The 20,363-nt window shown below is 60.7% G+C and carries 17 protein-coding genes and 1 tRNA gene; 9 read left to right on the top strand and 9 right to left on the bottom strand.

The annotated features are described in order from the left end of the window. Positions 1 to 4 precede the first annotated feature (4 nt). The 4 genes from pqqB to AB7I51_RS11805 all read left to right on the top strand — a co-directional run bounded on the left by pqqB (position 5) and on the right by AB7I51_RS11805 (position 3,956). Positions 5 to 934: a pyrroloquinoline quinone biosynthesis protein PqqB gene (gene pqqB, locus AB7I51_RS11820; RefSeq protein ID WP_428404445.1), complete on the top strand. Its 930-nt coding sequence runs from the start codon at positions 5 to 7 to the stop codon at positions 932 to 934. After that, a complete protein-coding gene (gene pqqC / locus AB7I51_RS11815; protein ID WP_428404446.1) occupies positions 931 to 1,701 on the top strand; it encodes a pyrroloquinoline-quinone synthase PqqC in 771 nt (256 codons plus the stop codon). Before pqqB ends, pqqC begins: the two co-directional genes overlap by 4 nt. Next, on the top strand, positions 1,694 to 3,166 hold the full coding sequence (gene pqqE, locus AB7I51_RS11810) for a pyrroloquinoline quinone biosynthesis protein PqqE (protein ID WP_428404447.1): 1,473 nt from the start codon (positions 1,694 to 1,696) through the stop codon (positions 3,164 to 3,166). The genes pqqC and pqqE overlap by 8 nt, the downstream gene beginning before the upstream one ends. Positions 3,167 to 3,551: 385 nt before the next feature. After that, positions 3,552 to 3,956: a flagellar export protein FliJ gene (locus AB7I51_RS11805; RefSeq protein ID WP_428404448.1), complete on the top strand. Its 405-nt coding sequence runs from the start codon at positions 3,552 to 3,554 to the stop codon at positions 3,954 to 3,956. On the opposite strand, the gene AB7I51_RS11800 is transcribed toward AB7I51_RS11805, so the two are convergent. From AB7I51_RS11800 to AB7I51_RS11785, 4 genes are read right to left on the bottom strand one after another with little or no spacing between them, the layout of a single operon-like run. Continuing rightward, a complete protein-coding gene (locus tag AB7I51_RS11800; RefSeq protein WP_428404449.1) occupies positions 3,953 to 4,531 on the bottom strand; it encodes a hypothetical protein in 579 nt (192 codons plus the stop codon). The two genes, AB7I51_RS11805 and AB7I51_RS11800, sit on opposite strands and share 4 nt — an antisense overlap. Further along, a complete protein-coding gene (locus AB7I51_RS11795) occupies positions 4,522 to 5,382 on the bottom strand; it encodes a DUF692 domain-containing protein (RefSeq protein ID WP_428404450.1) in 861 nt (286 codons plus the stop codon). The genes AB7I51_RS11800 and AB7I51_RS11795 overlap by 10 nt, the downstream gene beginning before the upstream one ends. Continuing rightward, a complete protein-coding gene (locus AB7I51_RS11790) occupies positions 5,366 to 6,289 on the bottom strand; it encodes a TIGR04222 domain-containing membrane protein (RefSeq protein ID WP_428404451.1) in 924 nt (307 codons plus the stop codon). The genes AB7I51_RS11795 and AB7I51_RS11790 overlap by 17 nt, the downstream gene beginning before the upstream one ends. 9 nt (positions 6,290 to 6,298) lie before the next feature. Continuing rightward, complete coding sequence (locus tag AB7I51_RS11785; RefSeq protein ID WP_428404452.1) at positions 6,299 to 7,411, bottom strand: COX15/CtaA family protein; 1,113 nt, start codon at positions 7,409 to 7,411, stop codon at positions 6,299 to 6,301. Between the two features lie 161 nt (positions 7,412 to 7,572). On the opposite strand from AB7I51_RS11785, the gene AB7I51_RS11780 reads away from it, so the two are divergent. Together AB7I51_RS11780 and AB7I51_RS11775 are read left to right on the top strand one after the other, a co-directional pair. After that, positions 7,573 to 8,127, top strand: coding sequence for a MerR family transcriptional regulator (locus AB7I51_RS11780; RefSeq protein WP_428404453.1), 555 nt, complete (start codon positions 7,573 to 7,575; stop codon positions 8,125 to 8,127). A 44-nt stretch (positions 8,128 to 8,171) separates the two neighbouring features. Continuing rightward, positions 8,172 to 8,249, top strand: a tRNA-Pro gene (locus tag AB7I51_RS11775). Positions 8,250 to 8,554: 305 nt separating this feature from the next. Here AB7I51_RS11775 and AB7I51_RS11770 read toward each other — a convergent pair. The 4 genes from AB7I51_RS11770 to AB7I51_RS11755 form a co-directional block, all read right to left on the bottom strand. After that, entirely contained in the window at positions 8,555 to 8,680 is a 126-nt protein-coding gene (locus tag AB7I51_RS11770) for a hypothetical protein (RefSeq protein WP_428404454.1), read from the bottom strand. Between the two features lie 1,340 nt (positions 8,681 to 10,020). Then, the gene (locus AB7I51_RS11765) at positions 10,021 to 11,061 is read right to left on the bottom strand and encodes an AI-2E family transporter (protein ID WP_428404455.1); all 1,041 of its coding nucleotides are present in this window, start codon (positions 11,059 to 11,061) and stop codon (positions 10,021 to 10,023) included. A gap of 304 nt (positions 11,062 to 11,365) precedes the next feature. After that, positions 11,366 to 11,908, bottom strand: coding sequence for a hypothetical protein (locus AB7I51_RS11760; protein ID WP_428404456.1), 543 nt, complete (start codon positions 11,906 to 11,908; stop codon positions 11,366 to 11,368). Between the two features lie 85 nt (positions 11,909 to 11,993). After that, positions 11,994 to 15,461 (bottom strand): HAD-IC family P-type ATPase, encoded by a 3,468-nt coding sequence (locus AB7I51_RS11755; RefSeq protein ID WP_428404457.1) that lies wholly within the window; start codon positions 15,459 to 15,461, stop codon positions 11,994 to 11,996. A gap of 373 nt (positions 15,462 to 15,834) precedes the next feature. On the opposite strand from AB7I51_RS11755, the gene ppk2 reads away from it, so the two are divergent. Next, entirely contained in the window at positions 15,835 to 16,632 is a 798-nt protein-coding gene (ppk2, locus tag AB7I51_RS11750) for a polyphosphate kinase 2 (RefSeq protein ID WP_428404458.1), read from the top strand. Positions 16,633 to 16,756: 124 nt separating this feature from the next. Continuing rightward, on the top strand, positions 16,757 to 17,038 hold the full coding sequence (locus tag AB7I51_RS11745) for a hypothetical protein (protein WP_428404459.1): 282 nt from the start codon (positions 16,757 to 16,759) through the stop codon (positions 17,036 to 17,038). 266 nt (positions 17,039 to 17,304) lie between these two features. Here AB7I51_RS11745 and AB7I51_RS11740 read toward each other — a convergent pair whose 3' ends face one another. Further along, the gene (locus AB7I51_RS11740) at positions 17,305 to 18,324 is read right to left on the bottom strand and encodes a patatin-like phospholipase family protein (protein ID WP_428404460.1); all 1,020 of its coding nucleotides are present in this window, start codon (positions 18,322 to 18,324) and stop codon (positions 17,305 to 17,307) included. A 219-nt stretch (positions 18,325 to 18,543) separates the two neighbouring features. Here AB7I51_RS11740 and AB7I51_RS11735 point away from each other — a divergent pair, with 219 nt between their 5' ends. Next, positions 18,544 to 20,151 (top strand): alpha/beta hydrolase, encoded by a 1,608-nt coding sequence (locus tag AB7I51_RS11735; protein WP_428404461.1) that lies wholly within the window; start codon positions 18,544 to 18,546, stop codon positions 20,149 to 20,151. The last annotated feature ends 212 nt before the right edge of the window (positions 20,152 to 20,363 follow it).

Raw genomic sequence — 20,363 nt, 5'->3', positions numbered from 1 at the left:
GCCAATGGAAATTAAGGTTTTAGGGTCGGGCGCCGGCGGCGGCTTCCCGCAATGGAACTGCAATTGCGGCAATTGCCGCGCCGTCCGCGCGGGAACGCCGGGATTCAAACCGCGGACCCAGTCGTCGCTCGCGGTCAGCGCCAATGGCGCTGACTGGCTTCTGCTCAACGCCTCTCCCGACCTGCGTCAGCAAATCTCGTCCGCGACCGAGCTTGCGCCAGATGCTGACGATGGTCTGCGCGCGAGCCCGATCAAGGCGGTGGCGCTGACCAATGGCGACGTCGATCACGTCGCCGGCCTTCTCAACATGCGCGAAGCGCAGCCTTTCAGCCTTTACGCTGCTGGGCGCGTTCTCGACGCGCTCGGCGCCAACCCGATTTTCACGATACTGCAGACTCCGCTCGTGCCGCGCATTGAACTCCACATGGACGAAGCGGTTGAGACAAAAGGCGCCGGCCTCGATCTGGGACTCGCGATCCGCGCCTTTCCGGTTCCGGGTAAGATCGCGCTCTATCTCGAAAACGCCAATGCGCCGAACTTCGGAACAAGCGCAGGCGACACGCTCGGCTTGGAAATCATCGAAGCCGCGACCGGCGACTCATTTTTTTACATTCCCGGCTGCGCAACGGTGGACGCGCCGCTCGCCGATCGGCTTCGCGACGCCAAGCTGGTTTTCTTCGACGGCACGCTGTTTCAAGAAAACGAGATGATCGAGCAAGGCCTGCTCGGCAAGACCGGTTCGCGCATGGGTCATATCAATGTGAGCGGCGACGATGGCTCCATCGCCGCCTTCGCGCCGCTCAATGTGAAGCGCAAAATCTACGTGCACATCAACAATTCTAATCCGCTTCTCAACGAGTTCTCGGAAGAATATGCGATCGCCCAGGCGGCCGGCTGGGAAATCGCCGAGGATGGGATGGAGGTCAGCCTGTGAATGAGATCGTAGCCATCGATTGGCGCGAGGCCGCGCCGCTCCCCCGCGACGAATTCGAAGCCGCGATCCGCGCCGTCGGCGCCGAGCGCTATCACGACAAGCACGAATTTCATAAGCTGCTGCATGGCGGCAAGCTCAATAAGGAACAGGTCGCCGCCTGGGCGCTCAACCGCTATTGCTACCAGGAGGCGGTGCCACGCAAAGACGCCGCCTTCATGAGCCGCGTCCACGACCGCGAACTGCGCCGCGAATGGATCCATCGCATCCATGATCACGACGGTCTTGGCGAGGAAGGCGGCGGCATCGAACGCTGGCTCGTGCTCACCGACGCGCTCGGCTTTACCCGCGATTACGTAACCTCTCGCCGCGGCGCCCTGCCCGCGACGAAATTCGCGGTCGAAGCCTATGTGCGCTTTGTCGTCGAGCAGCCGCTCACGGTCGCGGTCGCGTCTTCGCTGACGGAACTCTTCGCGCCGTCGATCCATCGCGAACGCATCGCCGGCATGCTCGAAAATTACGACTTCGTCGACGACCAGGTAATGGCCTATTTCAAGCGCCGGCTGAGCCAAGCGCCGCGCGATTCTGAATTCGCGCTCTGCTTCGTGCTCGACAATGCGAAGACTCGCGCCGAACAGGAGGCCTGCGTCGGCGCCGTGCGGTTCAAATGCGACGTCTTGTGGGCGCAGCTTGACGCCTTACATCACGCCTATGTCACGCCTGCTCTGATCCCGCCCGGCGCATGGTGGCCAGGAGAAATGAATGTCTGAGGCGCATGCCGCGCGGTTCGTGATTGGCCCCGACTCGCGTCCGGCCTTCACGCGTTACGCGCGGCTGCACGAAGACCGCGCGCGTTCGCGCACGGTTATTCTCGCGCCCGAGCGCGCCTATGAACTCGATCAGATCGGGCTCATCGTTCTACGTGCGATCGACGGCGCGACGCGCGTCGCTGATCTTTGTGCACGGCTCGCCGACCAATATGCGGCGCCGCTTGACGTCATCACGCGAGACGTGACCGGCTTGCTCCAAGGGCTCGCCGACAAGCGGCTACTACGCGATGGACGGGATGAATTTGCTGCGCCAAAGCCTTCCGTCTTCACCGCCTCGATCGCGCCATTTGCCGGTGGACCCGCAGGGTTGCTCGCCGAACTCACCCATCGCTGTCCACTGCAATGTCCCTATTGTTCCAATCCGCTGGAGCTTGAGCGCTCGAACGCGGAACTCGCCGCTAAAGAATGGGGCGAAACATTCCGTCAGGCGGCGACGATCGGCGCGTTGCAGCTGCATCTTTCCGGCGGCGAACCAACTGTGCGACGCGATCTTGAAGAGATACTCGCGCATGCCGTCGACGCCGGACTTTACACCAATCTCATCACCTCCGCCGTGCTTCTGACAAGAGAGCGATTGCAGCGTCTCGCCGAGATCGGCCTCGATCATGTGCAAGTCTCGATACAGGATGTCGTTCCCGAGAGCGCCGACCGCATCTCCGCCTTTCAAGGCGGCGTCGAAAAAAAGCGCGACGTGGCGCGATGGACACGCGAATTCGGCATGGGACTGACCATCAACGCGCCGATGCATCGGCAGAACATCGCGCGTCTGCCGCAGATCATCGATTTCGCCGTCGAGGTCGACGCGCAGCGCATCGAGATTGCGCATATTCAATATTACGCCTGGGCGCAGGCGAACCGCGCCGCGCTCATTCCGACGCGCGACGTCTTTTTAGAAACTGTCGCAATTGTTGACGCGGCGAAGAAGCGTCTCGCCGGCGTGCTGAATTTCGATTTCGTGATTCACGACCATTACGCGACGCGACCGAAGGCCTGTACGGGCGGCTGGGGCCGCTCGATCGTGGCGGTGACGCCGTCAGGCAAGGCTCTGCCCTGCCACTCCGCGCAAACATTGCCAGGATTGACCTTCGACGACGTTCGCGAGAAGCCGCTTGCCGAGATATGGCGAAACGGGTCGGCCTTCAACGCGTTCCGTGGCGTGGAATGGATGAAGGAGCCCTGTCGGTCTTGCGATCGCCGCGACATCGATTTCGGCGGTTGCCGCTGTCAGGCTTTCGCGATCGCCGGAGACGCGTCGGCGACGGATCCCGCCTGCCAACTCTCGCCGGACCACGCGCGCTTCGCCGCCTTCGCCGAAGTCGAATCTCAGGCGCCCGCGCCGGACTTCATCTACCGCCGTTACGGCGGCGCCCCGGCGTCAACGGCGCGCGCCAAGGAGCCGGCGTAGCGTAAGAGTGGGCGTCAACACAAAGCCTCCGCGACAGCCTGCGTCGGCAAATCTGGTCCCTTGCTCGATATAAGGCCCCGCTGATCCGTTAGCTTGGGCCGTGTCATTCCCGGCAGGCCGAAGGCCTGACCGGGAATCCAGAGCCAACCCAAGAATGCTGATCTTGCGCTGGATTCCCGATCGCGCGCATTGCGCGCATCTTGAATGACAGCCAAACGATTCACCCGGTTTCCGTACGAGATAAAGCGTCGCTGCGGCGCGGCGGCCACAGCCTGCGAAAAATTCAAATCCGGTAACAAACGAGCAACTTCCGCGCGGCATATTAAGCCCCGTCTCGCGGAGTTAAGAATTTGTTTCGCATAATTCGCGCAACGGAGCTTGTCGCATGAAGTCGCGGGATACGCTTGTCCGTCTGAAGCGGTTTCAGACCGAGGAAAAACGCCGGCGTGTTATCCAGCTCAATGGGATGATCGCCGAATTCACGCGCATGGCGAATGAGCTGGAACGCGAAATCGGCCAGGAAGAGCGGCGCGCCAACATCAGCGACCTCAACCATTTCGCCTATCCGACCTATGCAAGGGCGGCGCGCGCGCGGCGCGATAATATTCTCGCGTCTATCAACGAACTGAGCGGGCAGCTCGATGAGGCCGAGGCGCAGCATAAGGAAGCCAGCGAAGACCTCGCGAAGACTCAAAGCCAGGACGCGAGGGACCGAGGCGCCGAACGCATGATCAATGTCGTCGCCGATCGGCGCCACGCCGAAAGGTCCGAAGCGTTTCGTCGCGCTTAGCTCCTGAAAAGCCGCCAGCGCAGCCTGCCGCGCGGCGGGCGCGCCCAAACGCCGAATGCTCTTCGACAAAGAGCGTTGACCGCTTCGCCTCTGGCGAGAGACGTTGCGATTGACGCGACGTCAAAGTCGAATCGCCGAAGAAAAAGCGCCGGGCCGGAACCGCCCGCCTCGATGAACGCGAGTTCGAAACGCGCCAGATCGACGATCCAAGCCGGCGTCAACTCGCGCTGCGCAAGTTTCTTTTCGAGAAGCGCGACAAGCGCCGCCGCGTCTGTGCGGCGTTTTCCGCCGCTCTCGCGCCCGCGGATCGCTTTCCGCAGAAGCGAATCAAACCGATCGCCCAATGCGCGCGCGGTGAGCGGCAGCGCCCTGCGCGCATAGAGCGCGCGCTTGCCGATAAGGCTCTGCGCAAAGGCTTCCGTTTCGCGCCGATCGAGCGAGGCGAGGCGATGAGCTTCATCCGCGCTGACACCGAAGCGAGACGCAACGCCGACCGGCGCCTCGAAAAATTCGCTGCGCAGCTCATCATCTGTAAAGAGGCGCGCGAGCAGCGCCTGGGTATCGACTAGCGCCATCGGCCATGTTCCAAGAGCGTCGCGCGCGCGCGCGCCACTTCATCGATGAGGTCGGAGAACGGCGGAATTTTTTCGTCGCGCTCGAGAACGACGCCCTTGACCGGCGTGCGCGCGACAACACGATCATAGAGCGTCCAAACCGCATCGCTCGTCGCCGCGTCATGGCTGTCGATCAGCACGCCGTCGCGCGCGCGCCCGCCGGCATAGTGAATTTGCACGAGCCGGTCCCACGGCCAGCGCTCGAATTCTGAATCGAGATCGACGCCGAAATTCATCGCGTTCACATGCATGTTGGCGACATCGCACAGCCAGCCGCATCCTGTCGCATCAAATATGCGCGACAGGAATTCCGCTTCCTCCATTTCCGCGCCCGGAACCCGAACGACGCAGGTAATGTTTTCCAGGATCAATGGCGTCTTGATGCGTCTTCGCACGGCTTCGACATTGCGCACGACGACGTCGATCGCCTCCTGCGTATAGGGCAGCGACGCAAGATGGCCGATGCTGACGCCGCCGGCGCGGGTGAAGCATAGATGCTCGCTCCACCAGGGCGGATCGATGCGTTCGATCAGCGCCGCGACCTTGTCAAGATAACGCGGGTCGAGACCTTCCGCGCTGCCGATTGAGAGATCGAGTCCATGCGTGACGAGCGGAAAGTGCGACTTTAGAAGGTCGAGTTCGTCGAGCTTTTCACGCGACGCATCGAGATAGTGATCGGCGATGATCTCGAGAAAATCGACTTTATCTCGATGAGCGAAAAGATCGGCGCGAAATTGCGGGCGATAGCCTAGGCCGGAGCCCAGTGTCCGCTGCGAAAAAGCGGAAGACGGCGCGTCAATCGCCGCCGCCACAATCGCTCGCTCCGCCGTCGCCACAACTGCCGCCGCAGCTCGACCCGCAGCTGCTGCCGCCGCTCCCCGAGCCGCGTTTGAACGATTCGGCGAAGATCGCCTCGGTCGTGCCTTTCAGAACCGAAAAGCCGTAAAGGCCGATGAGAAACAGCGATGCGCCTTGAAAGGCGCGCGCTTCCGGCCCCGGCGAGCCGATATGCGCCAGCGCCGTCTTAAGTCGATCAGCGTAGGCGAGCCGCGTCGCGTCGAGATAGGCGTGGCCGCGGCGGCTTGCGTGGACGCGCGTCAGCACATAGGCGAGCGCGAACAGCGCCGCGACGGAGGCGGCCGCGAGAAAGACCAGATAGGCGACGTTCCCCAGGCCCTTCGCCCATTCGACGTAGATTTTCGCCAGCGCCAGGCTGACGATAATCATGGTTCCGCCAATCTGCGCGCGGTGGCGCCATATCTTTACCGACTCGGGCTTGATCAAGTCTTCCGCGGCGAGTTTGGCGCGGATCGGCGCGAGTTGTTTCAGCAGTTGCAGCCGCAAGCTGCGATTTTCGAATAGCTCATGAGCTTTCGGCCTCGCCTGCACGGCGTCAAGCAAAACCGCCTCCATCGCGGAGACTTCTCCCGGCTGCGGCTGCTTTTCCGTGGGGATCACATGATCCTTTGGCGCGAGCGCGACAAAGCCGCGCTGCGCGAGATCGTAGATCAGCGTTCGAATGATCTGATTGACGCCGCCCTGCAGGAAGGCGACCTCCATTGCATCAGGGCTTTGCGGCACCGGCGGCGGCGGGCGGCGATCGGTGCGATCCGCAAAACGGATGCACAGATAAACGGCCGCCAGCACGATGATGACCACGAGCCCGAAGACATTGAGAAATTCCGGGCCGGGAAGATTGAGAATGGGAAAATTCTGCACGTCGCCGCCTCAATGCATAACCGCGTCTCGCGCGAGGCGTCGCGCCTGCAGCGTCGCGACCGCCAGCACCGCCATGCCGATCGCCTGATGCGCGAGCGCAAGCCCCAGATGCGGCGCGCCGGCGAAGGGCGGTTCGACCAACACCAAAGTCGCGATGCCGAGCGCGATCTGCATGAGTACATGGCCGAACAGGATTCCGGCGCCGCGTCGCGCGCGCCCTTCCGCATTCATCCAGGCGTCGACGAGATGCCCAAGCGCCAAAGCAAAAATCAGATAGGCGATCATCCGATGGAAGAATTGGACGGTGACCGGATTGTCGACGAGATTCTTCCAGACCGGCTCCAATTTCCACAAGACGTCCGCCGGCGGAATGAAGGCGCCGTCCATCAACGGCCAAGTGTTGTCGATGAGCCCCGCCCGCAGTCCGGCGACCAGTCCGCCAACGAAAATCTGCAAAAAGACCACGGCGAGAATCGTCAGCGCGATCGCCTTCAACCGGCCGGCGCCCTCATGCACGAGCGAGATGGCGCGCGGACCCAGGCCGCCGGCGACCCATAGACAGGCGGAAAAGATCAGCGCCGCCAGCAGCAGGTGAATCGCAAGGCGCTCCTGCGCCACCTCGATTCGATTTACGAGGCCCGAAGCCACCATCCACCAGCCGACGCCGCCCTGCAGCCCGCCAAGCGCCAGAATGCCGAGGAGCTTCGGCTTCACCGAGCCCGGCAATCGGCCCCTGGCCCAAAACCAGATCAGCGGCACGGCGAAAACCACGCCGATCAGGCGCCCGAGTAGGCGATGCGCCCATTCCCAGGCGTAGATATATTTGAACCCGGCAAGGTCCATGCTCGGGAACAGTTCCTTATATTGCGGAATCTGCTTGTATTCCTCGAAGGCCTCCTGCCACTCCTGCTGCGACAGCGGCGGCAGCGCGCCGGTGACCGGCTTCCACTGCACGATCGAGAGGCCCGATTCGGTCAGCCGCGTCGCGCCGCCGACCACGACCATCAGAAAAACCAGCGCTGCGACGACCCACAGCCAGTTGCGCACCGCAATCGCGCTTTCTTCCGTGACATGGTGTTTGATCGCCGGGACCGGATGGGGGAAGTGCAGCCATTCTTCCATGAGACGCCGAGGGTTTTGAGCCGAAAGACGGCGGCCAGTTAAGGGATGGGGCGCCCGCTTGTCCACACCTTGCGACCAGCGCCCGTAAGACGGCCCGATTTTGGGCTGAAAAGAGCGCTGTGACGGATGTATGAATAGCTTGCCTTGAGTCGAGGAATCAGGTGGCCAGGACTGAAGAAGCGATGCGCACGATTGGCGAGGTCGCGGCGAGCCTCGACCTTCCCGCGCATGTGCTGCGCTTCTGGGAAACGCGCTTCAGGCAGATCAGCCCCTTAAAGCGCGCGGGCGGGCGGCGCTTCTACCGTCAGCGCGACATCGATCTCGTCGTCGCGATCCGGCGTCTGCTCTACGATGAAGGCTATACGATCCGGGGCGTACAGCGCATCCTCAAGGAAAATGGGGTGGAAGCGGTCATCGCCGGCGCCGGGCGCCGGCAAGAGGGGGAGCCGCCGGTCGGCGCGCCGCCCCTGCCCTTCCCGACCGGCGCGAGAGACGAGCGCGGTGATGCCTATGACCTGCCCGAGCATGTGCACGATCAGGTTGAAACCAGCGAGCGGGACGATGCGGCTGCAATCGCGGACCTCCACCCGCCTCTGGCGCCGCCAGGGAGTCGCGCCGAGCCTCGCCACCTGGCCGAGCGCGAAGCGCGCCTGCTGCGCGAGGCGCTTGCAGAACTGGAAGAATGCAAGCGCCTGCTCAGGCTGACCAAGCAATAGCCGGCGTTGCCAGCGCCGCGCCGCCTCACTATAACGGCGCCAGTCGGAGTGTAGCGCAGCCCGGTTAGCGCACTTGTCTGGGGGACAAGGGGTCGTGGGTTCGAATCCCGCCACTCCGACCATTTTTGAAGAAAAATGAATAAGTTGATGTGCGAAAAGACAAGGGTCTTTTCTTGGGTGGCCGTTGTAGGTTCACCATAAGTTCAGAACGGATTTGATATCCCCTTCGAAACGGACGGAGCGCCCGCCGGCTTCGTCTTTGTCGATCTTTCGAAGACGCGGCCCGTTGTCTGCAGGGAATGCGGCGCCAGGTGGTGCAGGTCATCCCGGATTGGCCGCCATGTCAAAGGCCGAGGCGAGTCGTGCGCGGACGCTTCGCGCAGCATCTCTCCCGGGAACAACTCCAACGCTAGCAGGACGATTGAACTCACTTTGCAAGTTCGACCGCGCCCAGCGGCGGCGTGACCGTTCCGCCCGGCGCGGGGCCGTAAAGCGGTCTAGGGGTCGACGTCTTGAGACTGTCGTGCGTGAAACGCGCGAGGGTCGCCATCATCGGCTCCCAATCCTATAGATCGCTCGAGAACGTCGGCCTCGAAAACCGCTCGATTGGAGCGCTAGGCGAACAAGGCCGACGGCTATCGAGATCAAATTCCGTACGGGCTTCTGCATGCTTCACGCATGCCACTGTCAGAAAATTCTTCGTTCCGCTTTGGTTACACGGTCCGATCGCGCCCTTTCTTGATCTCGTCCAAATTGGCCTTTACCGCCATTGGACACATCGGCGCCGCGCAACGCCATGCCGTCTATTCCAGGTCCGAGTCCATTTGATGCATTTGGTTCCTGCCGGCGGGTGGAGCGTCGTCTTCTGCACCAAGCTGGAGGCAAACTGCCCATCAATATTGAGATTTGCGGCGCTCGACAAAACCGTTGCGTTCGAGGGCGTCGACGCAAATAATACTGAAGCGCAAACGGCAGCAAACAAATGAGTTTTGAGGTCAAAACGCATAGCGGCGCACTCCCCTTTATACTTAAGCGCGATCGCTTAAGCATCTCTCCACTACGCATCAAATTCGGAGGTGGGCCGCGAAAGTCAAGGCTCGGTAGTGAATGAGATGCGCTACCCAAGCGCCTCGGATACTCGACGTCGACCGGAGGCTTCGGCAGATAGCGCATGATCTGCGATCGGAGAATCGATCGAGATCGGTCACAAAACGTCTTGAAGTTCGATGATATCGTCGACTTGACTCAGTCCGCCGATCTCTCCAGATGGGTTGTGAGTCGCGATCAATGTGGCGACCGCCATAGCGCGCAAATAATCTCAAACCCGCTATTTTTGACTTAGCGGGAACGCCACGAAAAATTTAACGGCGAGCAGCTAGGGATAAGTCTTATGGCTTCGACGCACCCGACGTCCGCTAAGCGGCGCCTCAACGGAAAACTTAAGATAGTGATGTGGCTGATCATTTTTGTGCTGCTATTTTTCGGAGCGCTAGCCTTGTTGAATGGTTTCAACTACTCGGTAGGCGCCCGAACCGGCGTCCTCAGTAAACTTTCGACGAGAGGCGTCGCATGTCGCACAGCCGAAGGCCACTTGGCGCTTCCCAATTTTTCGAGATCGAACAATGCACGTTCACGCAACCAGGAATTTGATAACACGTTCAATTTTTCGGCGCCCGACCCCGAAATTAGAAAGCAGTTAGACGCCATTCCGGCTGGTAAGACAGTGACGCTTGAATATCACCAGAAACTTTTTGCTCTGGCCTTGCCACTTCCATTCCTATGCGTACGCCGAACGGAGTATGAAATTGTCGGCGTGAGATAAGCGTCTGTCTCGCCTGGCGATTCCCCCGCTCCCAGTGGCCTGTGAGACAAAATCATCGTCGGATTAGAATTTCAGCGCTGACCTGTCTCAGCCAAGACGCCATAGGCGATCGACAGCACGACTGTCGCCGGCACCGCCAACACGACTCCCATTGTCCCGAACAGTAAGCCGAAGGCGAGCATGAAAAAAAGCAGCACGACCGGCGGCACCATTAGCGTGCGGCTCTGCAGATAGGGAGTGATCAAATAGCCTTCGACGAAACTTGCAGCGCCGATCGCAAGCGCTGCGAAGCCCGCGCTGTCCAGCCCGTGGGGCAATGCGACGAGCACGCCGACAATCATTGCGATGATCGAGCCGAAGTAAGGAACAAACGCTAAAGCGCCGCTGATCGTAGCAAGCGCCAGCGGCGCTGGAACGCCGAAGGCCCACAGCGCCGCGCCCGCAAAAAGCGCGTTCATGCCGACGACATAGAGCTGGATGTAGAGCCACTGTCGCAAGGCGCCGGAGGAACGCTCGAGAAATAGAGTCATGTCAGTCTGTCTCGACGCAGGCGTCAGGGCGAGCAGCCCGGCCTCATATCGCTTTGGATCAGCGGCGAGATAAGCGGCGCCAAGAATGGCGAAAATCCCATAGGCCAATCCATTGCCGAGGGAGCCGAGAAGTGCGCCAAACTGCTGGACGACAGGAGTCGTCATTTTGGAGAAGTCGACATGAATGAGGAATTTCTCGACGAAACGAGCCCACGGATGCTCTTCCACAATGCGCTCGATCAAACCGATCGCAGCGGGAACATCGAGGGCGATCTCGTCATATTGGCGAACGAGTTGGCCGCCGAACAGCATCAGCGCCAGAACGATGGTAGCGAGTGAGGCGAGCGCGACGATGGCGAGTGATAAGCCCGGCGAAAGGCCGATGCGCCCCGAGACTTGCTCGGCCGCGCCGCGCCAGGCGAGCGCAATGAGAATCGTGACGAAAACGGCGGGAAGAAGGTCCGTCAGCTTCCAGAGGACGATAGCGGCGGCGAGGGTCGTAGCAGCTATCATCGCCACGATGGCGGCCCGGGACGCGAAGTCGCTCTGATCGATGCTCTTGCCTAGAAAGTTGATCTTCATAACGTGCTCGGACTGCTCCCTACGGAGATTATAAGCGCCTCTGCGCCGCGCGAAAGGCCGCGAAAAGGCTTAGCCAATACTCCCGCAATATGACGACGCATTATCGCACAATGCCGGAGAGTCGGCCGGTCGTTAAGTGACTATCGACGTTCAGGGTCACGACGGACGGCGGCGACCGACGCTTCCGGCTCTGGGGCTCGCTCTTTGAGCCCTTCGCCGCTTCCAGCACCTTGTCGCCGGGATTCCTCTTGATCAAGAGAAACAGGGCCGCATTGCCCGGCTTCAGAATCTTGGAAAAGCTGCTTCATGAAATCGTTCTTGACGATTGCGGCCGGAACAATATAGCCAACCCGCCAACCACTAGCCCAACAAGGACGAGCAACAGCGCCGACTTCTTGAGCCAGGCGATCGCCGGCACCGTCAAGGCCAATGCGATCCCAAGAAGCGCGATGTCGCTCGAGACATGAATTCCAGCGACAAATGTGCCGAGCGCGAGAAGCAGCATGAGCGCAAGCCCTGTCGCCGGGCCATTCAGGAATGTGTTTACCGACGGCCACAGAAGTATATTCATCGCGATGAGGAACGCCCCCCAATGCAGAACTTGCGTGACGACAATACGCCTGCGCGCGCTTCCGTCGTCTGTTTGACGCCAGCCGATGACGACGCATGCGACGCCAACCGCGAGGCCGAGGACCTCCCAATATCCGTAAAGCGGGCGGCCGGTGATGCTGATGTAGGCCACGCCGAGCATCGCCAGAACGAGCACAATGAGATAGGGCAGCTTACTGAGCAGTTGTCCCGTTTTCGGCTTTCGCGAATGTGCTTCATCCGCGTCGACATGCGTCATTTGGTCACTCATCGCTTTGCCTTTTCATTAATCCAACTGGACTCGTCAGCGGCGCGCCGCAATGCAGTAATGATTTCAACTGGTCCTATTCCCGTGGGGCGACTGAATCTGGCGCTATGACGAACAGCGCAGGCTCTTGATCGACCACGACGAGCTGGCCAATTTCGCCGCTGCGCGAAATCACGGTCCCGTCGATCGGCGACACGATGTCGGTCAGCGCGAGATCGTTCTGCGCGGTTGAAAGCGCATCCTTGATTTGCGCGACTTCAGCTTCGTCTGCGGCGGCCCGCGCCTTGGCGCTTTCATAATTGGCGCGAGACCTATCGAGCGCCGCGCGAGATCCGGCTCTGCGCGGTTTCAGTTTTTCTTTGCGCTCGAAATCCTTTTGGGCGCGCAAGAGCGCGCTTGCGCTCCTGTCACGCTGCAGCAGAGCTTTCGCTAGAGCCGCCTTTTCGCGCTCAATCGCGGCCTCAAAAGGCTGCGGGTCGATTCTGCCGCAGACCTGGCCCGCTTTGATCTTGGCGTCACGCTCGCAGAATAACGCCGCTATCCGCCCTGATACGCGCGCACCGAAATTCACCGGAACCAGCGCATCGGTTTTCTCCGCTGCTGCCTCCTCGCGGGTCACATCGCTCGTGCTGATCTCTTCAGTCGCATATTGATCGGCGCCGCCGCGATGCAAAAACGAATAGACTTCTCCGCCGACGAGCGCCAAAACCGCGAGCCCGCCCAGCAGCGCCTGCCATTTGCCCGACCTCCCGGAATCGAGGCGCGACGGGCCTTGCGCGACGACGTGTTGGATATCCAGCGGTACGCCCTTGGCTAGCGGTTCAGCGCTGGGCGGTGGAGGATGCATGGACCGATAGGCGCGAATAACGAACTTTTCAGCCTCGACGATAAGGAAGAACACAAAGCCGCCTAGAAACAGCCACGGCCAAACATCCAGGGGAATCGCGGCCACGCCGAACAGCTGCTGGAGTGGCGGCGCATATGTGAACAGAAGTTGGAGGAGGACAACGGCGCCGACGCCGAGCGGCACATAACGATTGCCGAGATGCGCGGCGATCGAAAGCGATGAATCCGTCTTAAAGCGGCTATTGAACAGATAGAAAATCTGGCCGATGACCAGCGCATTGACCGCAACGGCGCGCGCAAGCTCATCGGCGGCGTCCTGCGACTTCATCCAGAAAAATGCCCATAGGGTGAGGATAAGCAACGCCAGACCAACGAAGATCACCCGCCATATCGCGAAGCCGTTAAGTATCGGCCGAGACACGGCGCGCGGAGGACGCTGCATCACGTCGAGCTCATGGGGCTCAAAGGAGATGACGAGTCCGAGCGCCACCGACGTCACCATGTTGACCCACAGGATTTGCGGAGCCGTGATCGGCAAGGTGAAGCCGACGACGATCGCGACAAGAATAACCAGCGCCTGGGCGACATTGGTCGGCAACATGAACAGAAGGGCTTTCTCGATATTGTTGTATACCGTCCGCCCTTCGCGGACCGCGGCCGTGATCGACGCAAAATTGTCGTCGGCGAGCACCATCGCAGCCGCTTCCTTCGTGACCTCGGTGCCTTTGATGCCCATCGCCACGCCAATATCGGCGCGCTTGAGCGCCGGCGCGTCGTTCACGCCGTCGCCAGTCATCGCCACGACCTGACCGTTCGCCTGTATCGCTTTTACCAGTCGCAATTTGTGCTCGGGGCTGGCGCGCGCGAAAACGTCAACATTGCGCACCGTCTCCTGAAGCGCGCCGTCGTTCATTTCTTCGATTTCGACGCCGGCGACTGCGGTTCTTCCGTCGCCAATGCCGAGCATTTTGGCGATGGCCGCCGCCGTGATCTTGTGGTCGCCAGTGATCATCGTCACCCGAATGCCGCCGTTATGGCATTCGGCCACCGCCTCGACGGCTTCCTTGCGCGGCGGGTCGATCAGTCCCACCAAGCCCAATAGAATAAGTTCGCGGGGCAAATCCTGGGGCGCAAGGTTCGTTGTGGCGAAGCGCGGATCTGGGAGCCAAGCCAATCCGAGCACGCGCTCGCCTTGCGCCGCCAGCCGGTCCGACGCCTGCGCCCAATAATCGTGCGCCAGCGGCGCGGGACCGCTTTCTGTTTCTTGCCGGCTGCAGTGCGCAAGAATGACTTCCGGCGCTCCCTTGACGAGAAGCATGCGGCTACCGCCCGGGTCCTCATGCAACGTCGCCATGAACTTGTGTTCGGACTCGAAGGGTATTGCGTCGACCCGGCGTCGCCCTGCTCGTTCGGCTTGCCGGTCGAACCCAAGTTTGGCGGCGAAGGGATAAAGCGCGGCCTCGGTCGGGTCGCCTTCGACTTTCCAGACGCCGTCCGACTGGCGCAACTCCGAGTCGTTGCAAAGCGTCGACACCATCGCCATGCGCTTGAGGACAAGGCTTTCGCCCGCCGGCCTGCCGTCGAGCAGCACCTCGCCCTCGCTCGCGTAGCCGTCTCCCGTGACGTGATATTCGGAATTTGCGCTGACGGCCGAAGCGACCATCATCTCCATGAGAGTCAGCGTGCCGGTCTTGTCGGAGCAAATTCTCGATATCGATCCAAGCGTTTCCACTGCGGGAAGGCGACGGATGATGGCGTGGCGCTGCGCCATCCGCTGCACCCCGATCGCCATCGTGATTGTGATCAGCGCAGGAAAACCTTCGGGGATGACGGAAACGGCGATGCCGACCACGGCCTGAAACGCTTCGACGAACGACAAGTCGCGCACCCATCGCCCATAGGCGAAGATTAAGATGCTGATGACGCCGATCACTTTCGCGATCGTATAGCCGAACTCCTTGATCTGGCGCAGCAAAGGGGTTTCAAGCACATTGACCGCAGCGAGCATCTGATTGATGCGGCCAAGTTCTGTCTGAGCGCCGGCGCCGACGACGACACCGACCGCGCGACCCGAGACAACCAGAGTGCCTGAGAAGGCCATGTTCTCTCGGTCTCCGACCGTCGAATTTTCCGGCGTCAGGTTCGTCGACTTGTCGGCCGGCACCGACTCCCCTGTCAGGGCGGCTTCGTCCGTTCGCAGGTTTTTCACTTCTATGAGCCGAAGGTCCGCCGGTATGCGGTCGCCCGACTCGAGGAGCGCGATATCGCCCGGAACGAGTTCCTCCGCAGGGACAACGCGGATTTCGCCGTCGCGCAATGCTCGAGCTTCAGATGAGAGCATGTTGCGGATCGAATCGAGCGCCTTCTCGGCCTTGCCCTCCTGGAGGAAGCCGAGCAGCGCGTTGATGACGACGACGCCGGTGATAATCGACGCGTCGAGCCAGAGCCCGAGCATCAACTTGATGAAGCCGGCGGCGAGCAGGACATAGACAAGGATATTGTCGAACTGCAGCAGGAAGCGCATCAGCGGCCCGCGCTTGGAGCCTTCCGGCAATCGATTCGGACCGTATTGCTTAAGACGCCGCGCCGCCTCGTCGGAGGAGAGCCCTTTCGATGGATCGCTATCGAGGCGACGCAGGATTTCGTCGACGCCAATCGCATGCCAAGCTGGAGTTTGAGCGGCGTCTCGATCGGTCACTTGCCTGATCCTCCCGCCTATCGAACTAGCGCGATCTTGTCCGATCGCCACACCCCAGTAGAGTTAAGAAGCGCCCATCGCCCCATTCCGCTCGACGCTTGAAGATCGTCGCGTCACTGGCGGCGGAGCATCGCTTGTTTCCTAAATAGCTCGGCCTACAACATTGGGGACGCCAGCGTAGACGCTGGCTAAGCGATCACGATCTTGGACGGGTTCAATCTTTTTCTCTGTGGAATCAAACGACTCTCCGAAGTTTTGAAAGGTCTCGCACGCGGATGCTCCCGCGCGGCCACATTCATCACTCTCTGCTCGGCGCTGGATCGAGTCGTTGAGCCGTGCCGCGAGATGGGTCCATTCCGGCGGAAGATAGAAGATGGATGAAAAAAGCGAAACGCCGATGAAGCGCAAGAAATATGAGGCGGCGTTACGGGAACTGCAGGTGGAGCTCTGCGCCCTTCAGGATTGGGTGAAGGCGACCGGCCAACGTGTGGTCGTGGTCTTCGAGGGGCGCGACGCCGCCGGCAAAGGGGGCGTCATCAAGGCGATCACCGAAAGAGTGAGCCATCGCGTTTTCCGAGTCATGGCGCTGCCGGCGCCATCCGATCGCGAACAGACGCAATTGTATCTCCAGCGCTACGTGTCTCTGTTCCCGGCGGCGGGCGAAATCGTGATTTTCGATCGCAGCTGGTACAACCGAGCCGGCGTCGAATATGTCATGGGGTTTTGCACTGAGGCGCAGCATCGTCGGTTCCTCGAGATCTGTCCCGAGTTCGAACTTTTCATTGTCGACGATGGCATTCTGCTCATCAAATATTGGCTGGAGGTGGGTGAAGAGGAGCAGAAGCGCCGTTTCGAGGCGCGCATCGACGATCCTTTGCGTCAATGGAAGCTCAGTCCCATGGACTTGTGTTCGCGAAGCAGATGGTACGACTATTCGCAGGCGAGAGACATGATGTTCAAGGCCACTGATACGAAGTTCGCTCCCTGGCATATTGTCCGCTCGGACGACAAGCGGCGCGCGCGCCTCAACTGCATAAGCCATCTGCTCGAGTCCATCCCCTATGAAAAGGTCGAACGCGAAATGGCCAAGCTTCCGAAACGTTTAGTGGAGCGCGCGTACGACGATCTCGCATCGCTCGAAGGGTTGCGGTTCGTGCCGGAAAAATACTGACGCAATCAGGCCTTGGAAAGCGCCTCAAAGGCAACAAACAGAAGGAGTTCACGGGATCCGGCGGCAATTGCGAAGGGTTCTTGGATATGCGAAATTGCAGTGTGACAAGAACATTGGGAGGGAAATGATGACTACTGAAAGTTTTGACGAAAATTCACAGCTCTCGCGTCGCTCGCTGCTGACCGCGCTTTTTGCAACGGCGGTCGCGGCGCCGATCGCGGCGCTGGTTCCGGACGAGGCCGACGCGCAAGAGCGGCAGTTCACCACCTTCCATCACCAGCCGCGCTCCCCGCGTCCGCGCAGCCATGCCAGAGGGTCGCGGCGCCATCGCCGAGTCGCGCGGGTCCGCCGCACTGGACCGGCGAAGTCGGCCGCTCCGGAGACGCCGGAGACGCCGGCGCAGTAAGCACGGACGACTCGAACAAGGCGCGCGGACGGTTTCTTGCCAGATTCCGCGCGCCCCGCTCGCAAAGCTTGCTTGATCGGAACCTAGGGCGATCACGGCGTCATTGGCGATCAGCGGGCGATAGGCGCGCCGACGATCACGATCATTACGCTATCGAGATAGACTTCGTTGAGCCCGCCGCCGCATACGGCAAGCGGAGTCAGCCGCGACAGGCGAACCAGACGATTCCGCCGAGCGCGGCAAGAATTCCCGCAAGTCCCATCGGGTCAAATCCCTTCGAACAACGCGTCAAGGTCAAGAGTCGAGTGGACGCCGACGTCGCGCTCATGACGATCGAGGAACGCTTGCGCCGATCGGCGACCCTCGTCGCGCAACATGCAGAGAAAATCCCACTCTGCGATCAACTTGGATGATGCGGTTAGCTGCGTCATCATCTCCGTCGAAATCCGGTGGATGCGCATCCCAGCCCAGCGTGAGCCCTCCTTGTCTCCGGGATTGGCGGCGCGGCGCAACAAGGCGATAATGCGCAGTTCTTTGAGCAAAACCGCATTGAACGACACTTCGTTGAGGCGGTTCAATATTTCGGTCGCCGACCGTGGCGTGTGCTTGCGTTCGATGGGATTGATCTGGACGAGGATCGTATCAGTCGACTCGCACTCGCGAACGAGCGGCGTGATCGTCGGATTGCCGGAATAGCCGCCGTCCCAATAGGCTTCGCCGTCGATTTCGACGGCCTGAAACATGGTCGGCAGGCAGGCCGAAGCAAGTAGCGCTTCCGGCGTTACATCCGCGTTCCTGAATACGCGCGCGCGGCCGGTCGATACGCATGTGGCGGTGACGAAAAGCTTAATCCGCGCGCCCGCAAGCCGCTCAAAATTAACGGTTTCCGCCAGAATATCGCGTAGTGGATTGACGCCCTTCGGATTAAGATCATAAGGCGAAAACAGACGCGACATGATGTCGGTCGCGACGAAGAAAGGCGAAGCATCCAGCGTCCAACGACCCATCAAGACGTCGACAGGATTGCGTTGCAACGGACTGAACCGCGCCGCCAGCGATACGCGCCGCCAGAAAAGTTCAAGAGCCTCTCGGGCGCCTTCTGCGCCATTATCGACATAGCCGCTGATCAGCGCCGCAGCGTTCATCGCGCCGGCCGATGTGCCCGATATCCCTTCAATCTGAAGCCAGGGCTCTTCAAGCAGGCGGTCTAGAACGCCCCAAGTGAACGCGCCATGGGCGCCGCCGCCTTGCAAGGCGAGATCCACAAGAACTGTGTCGCGCGTCATCACCGCAAGGCCCCACCTCTGCGTCAGCGATCAATCAATTCGAATGTCCGCCATAACTAAAGAGCGCTTGCGCCTTTTTCCCAAACGCCGGATCGATTTATCCGGTAGGCCAGGTTCGAATGAATTATAGTTTGCGTGGGCGGGCCTATTTGAGCAAGCAGCTTTTGCGCGCCAAACAGACTCCGGCGCGCGATTTTTCGTATCAGCCAAGGACAGACGATGCTGGGCATGGCGCTCAAGACAGTCAAATGGCTCGTGATCTTGCTGAGCCTGCTCGTCGTCACGTTTCTCGCCGTGCGCATCTACAACTCTCAGCGCGGGTTGCCGCTTGACGTCTGGCATACATATGTGCCGCAAGAATTGAGCGCGAAAGAAATCGATTCCGCCGACTGGCAGGCCTATCTTGAGGCGGAAGCGAAAATATTCGACTCGCTGCGCGTCAACGTCAGCCAGCAGCTAACGCCGGAGGAGCAGGTTCCCTTCAATCGTTACTTTGAGGGCAGTCCGGTCTATCCGCGCCGCTTTTCGCAGGATTGGAACCGGTCATATCTTCTCGAACCCGTAGGACTGCCGGTCGGCGCAGTCGTTCTCCTGCACGGATTGACCGATTCTCCGTACAGCTTACGCCACATTGCGTCGCGCTACCGCGATCGTGGGTTCGTTGCGGTCGCGATCAGACTGCCCGCACACGGCACGGTTCCGGGGGCGCTGACCGACGTGGAATGGACAACATGGTTGGCTGCGACGCGTCTCGCCGTGAGGGAGGCGCGGCGACGCGCGCCTGAACCAGTTCCTTTGCATATCGTCGGATTCTCGAATGGCGGATCGCTCGCCCTGAAATACACGCTCGACGCCATCGAGAATAATCGTCTCGCTCGGGTCGATCGTCTCATCCTGATCTCGCCGATGGTGGGCATTACAAGGTTTGCGCGTTTTGCCGGCCTGGCGGGTCTGCCGGCGTTGCTTCCCGCCTTCGCGAAAGCGGCCTGGCTGAGTGTGCTGCCCGAGTTCAATCCGTTTAAGTATAATTCTTTTCCCGTGAATGGCGCGCGCCAGTCCTATCGCCTCACGGATGCGCTTGGAGCCCAAATGTCGCTGGCGCGACGAGAGAGGCGGCTGACCGCGCTGCCGCCAATTCTGACGTTCCAATCCGTCATGGATTTCACGGTCAGCACTCAAGCCGTTCTTTCCGGGCTTTATGATCATGTGCCCGCGAACGGAAGCGAACTCGTCTTGTTCGACGTGAACCGCAACGTCAAATTCGGTCCGCTGCTTCGCCCCTCTGCCGAAGCCGCGCTCTCACGGATCGTGCCCCCAGGCGTCAGAACCTACCGGTTGACGATCGTGACGAATGCCGGCGAAGGAACCGACGATGCGGTGGAGCGCGTCGTCGAAGCGAGTTCGACGGCGGAGCGGAATCAACTGCTGGGGCTCCAGTACCCTAAGGGCGTGTTCTCGCTCTCGCATGTCGCATTGCCCTTTCCGCTCAGTGACTCTCTTTATGGACTTACGCCCGATCAAACCGAGGATTTTGGCGTTCACTTGGGTTCGCTGGCGCCACGCGGCGAGCGCGGAACGTTGATCGTCAGTCTCGACGCGCTACTGCGCATGTCGTCGAACCCGTTCTTTCCCTATATGGCGCAACGCATTGACGAGCGCCTTCCGCCTCGGTCAGACAGCGGCGCAACCGGGCTGAACGGAGAGCGCATGCAATCGCCGCTACAGCCCACTCCGGAGTCGCCGCCGCATCGCCCGACGAGCGCGTCGCCCAAAGGTCCTGCGGACGCGGGCGGGGTGCGATCCCCGAAAAAGCGGTCGCATCGTTGAATGAATGGCTTTCGTTCGACTGCGCCAACAAGAGCGATAAGCCAAGCTATAGGCGTCAAGAAGCGTGAAGTTAAGAATAGGCGGCTTCGTCGCCCGTGAAGAACGCGATTTAAGCGGCGATTAGTCGGCGATTTGAGGCGTTGGCGTCGTCGAGGACGCTCAGGAACAAGGCCCACAGAAGCGCCAGCCATGCGAGCAGGCGGCGGAAGTTG

It is taken from the genome of Methylocystis sp., from assembly GCF_050246715.1.
Classification (GTDB): Bacteria; Pseudomonadota; Alphaproteobacteria; order Rhizobiales; family Beijerinckiaceae; genus Methylocystis.
The sequence above is the reverse complement of the archived record's forward strand: the minus strand, read 5'-3'. Positions and strand labels throughout refer to the sequence as shown.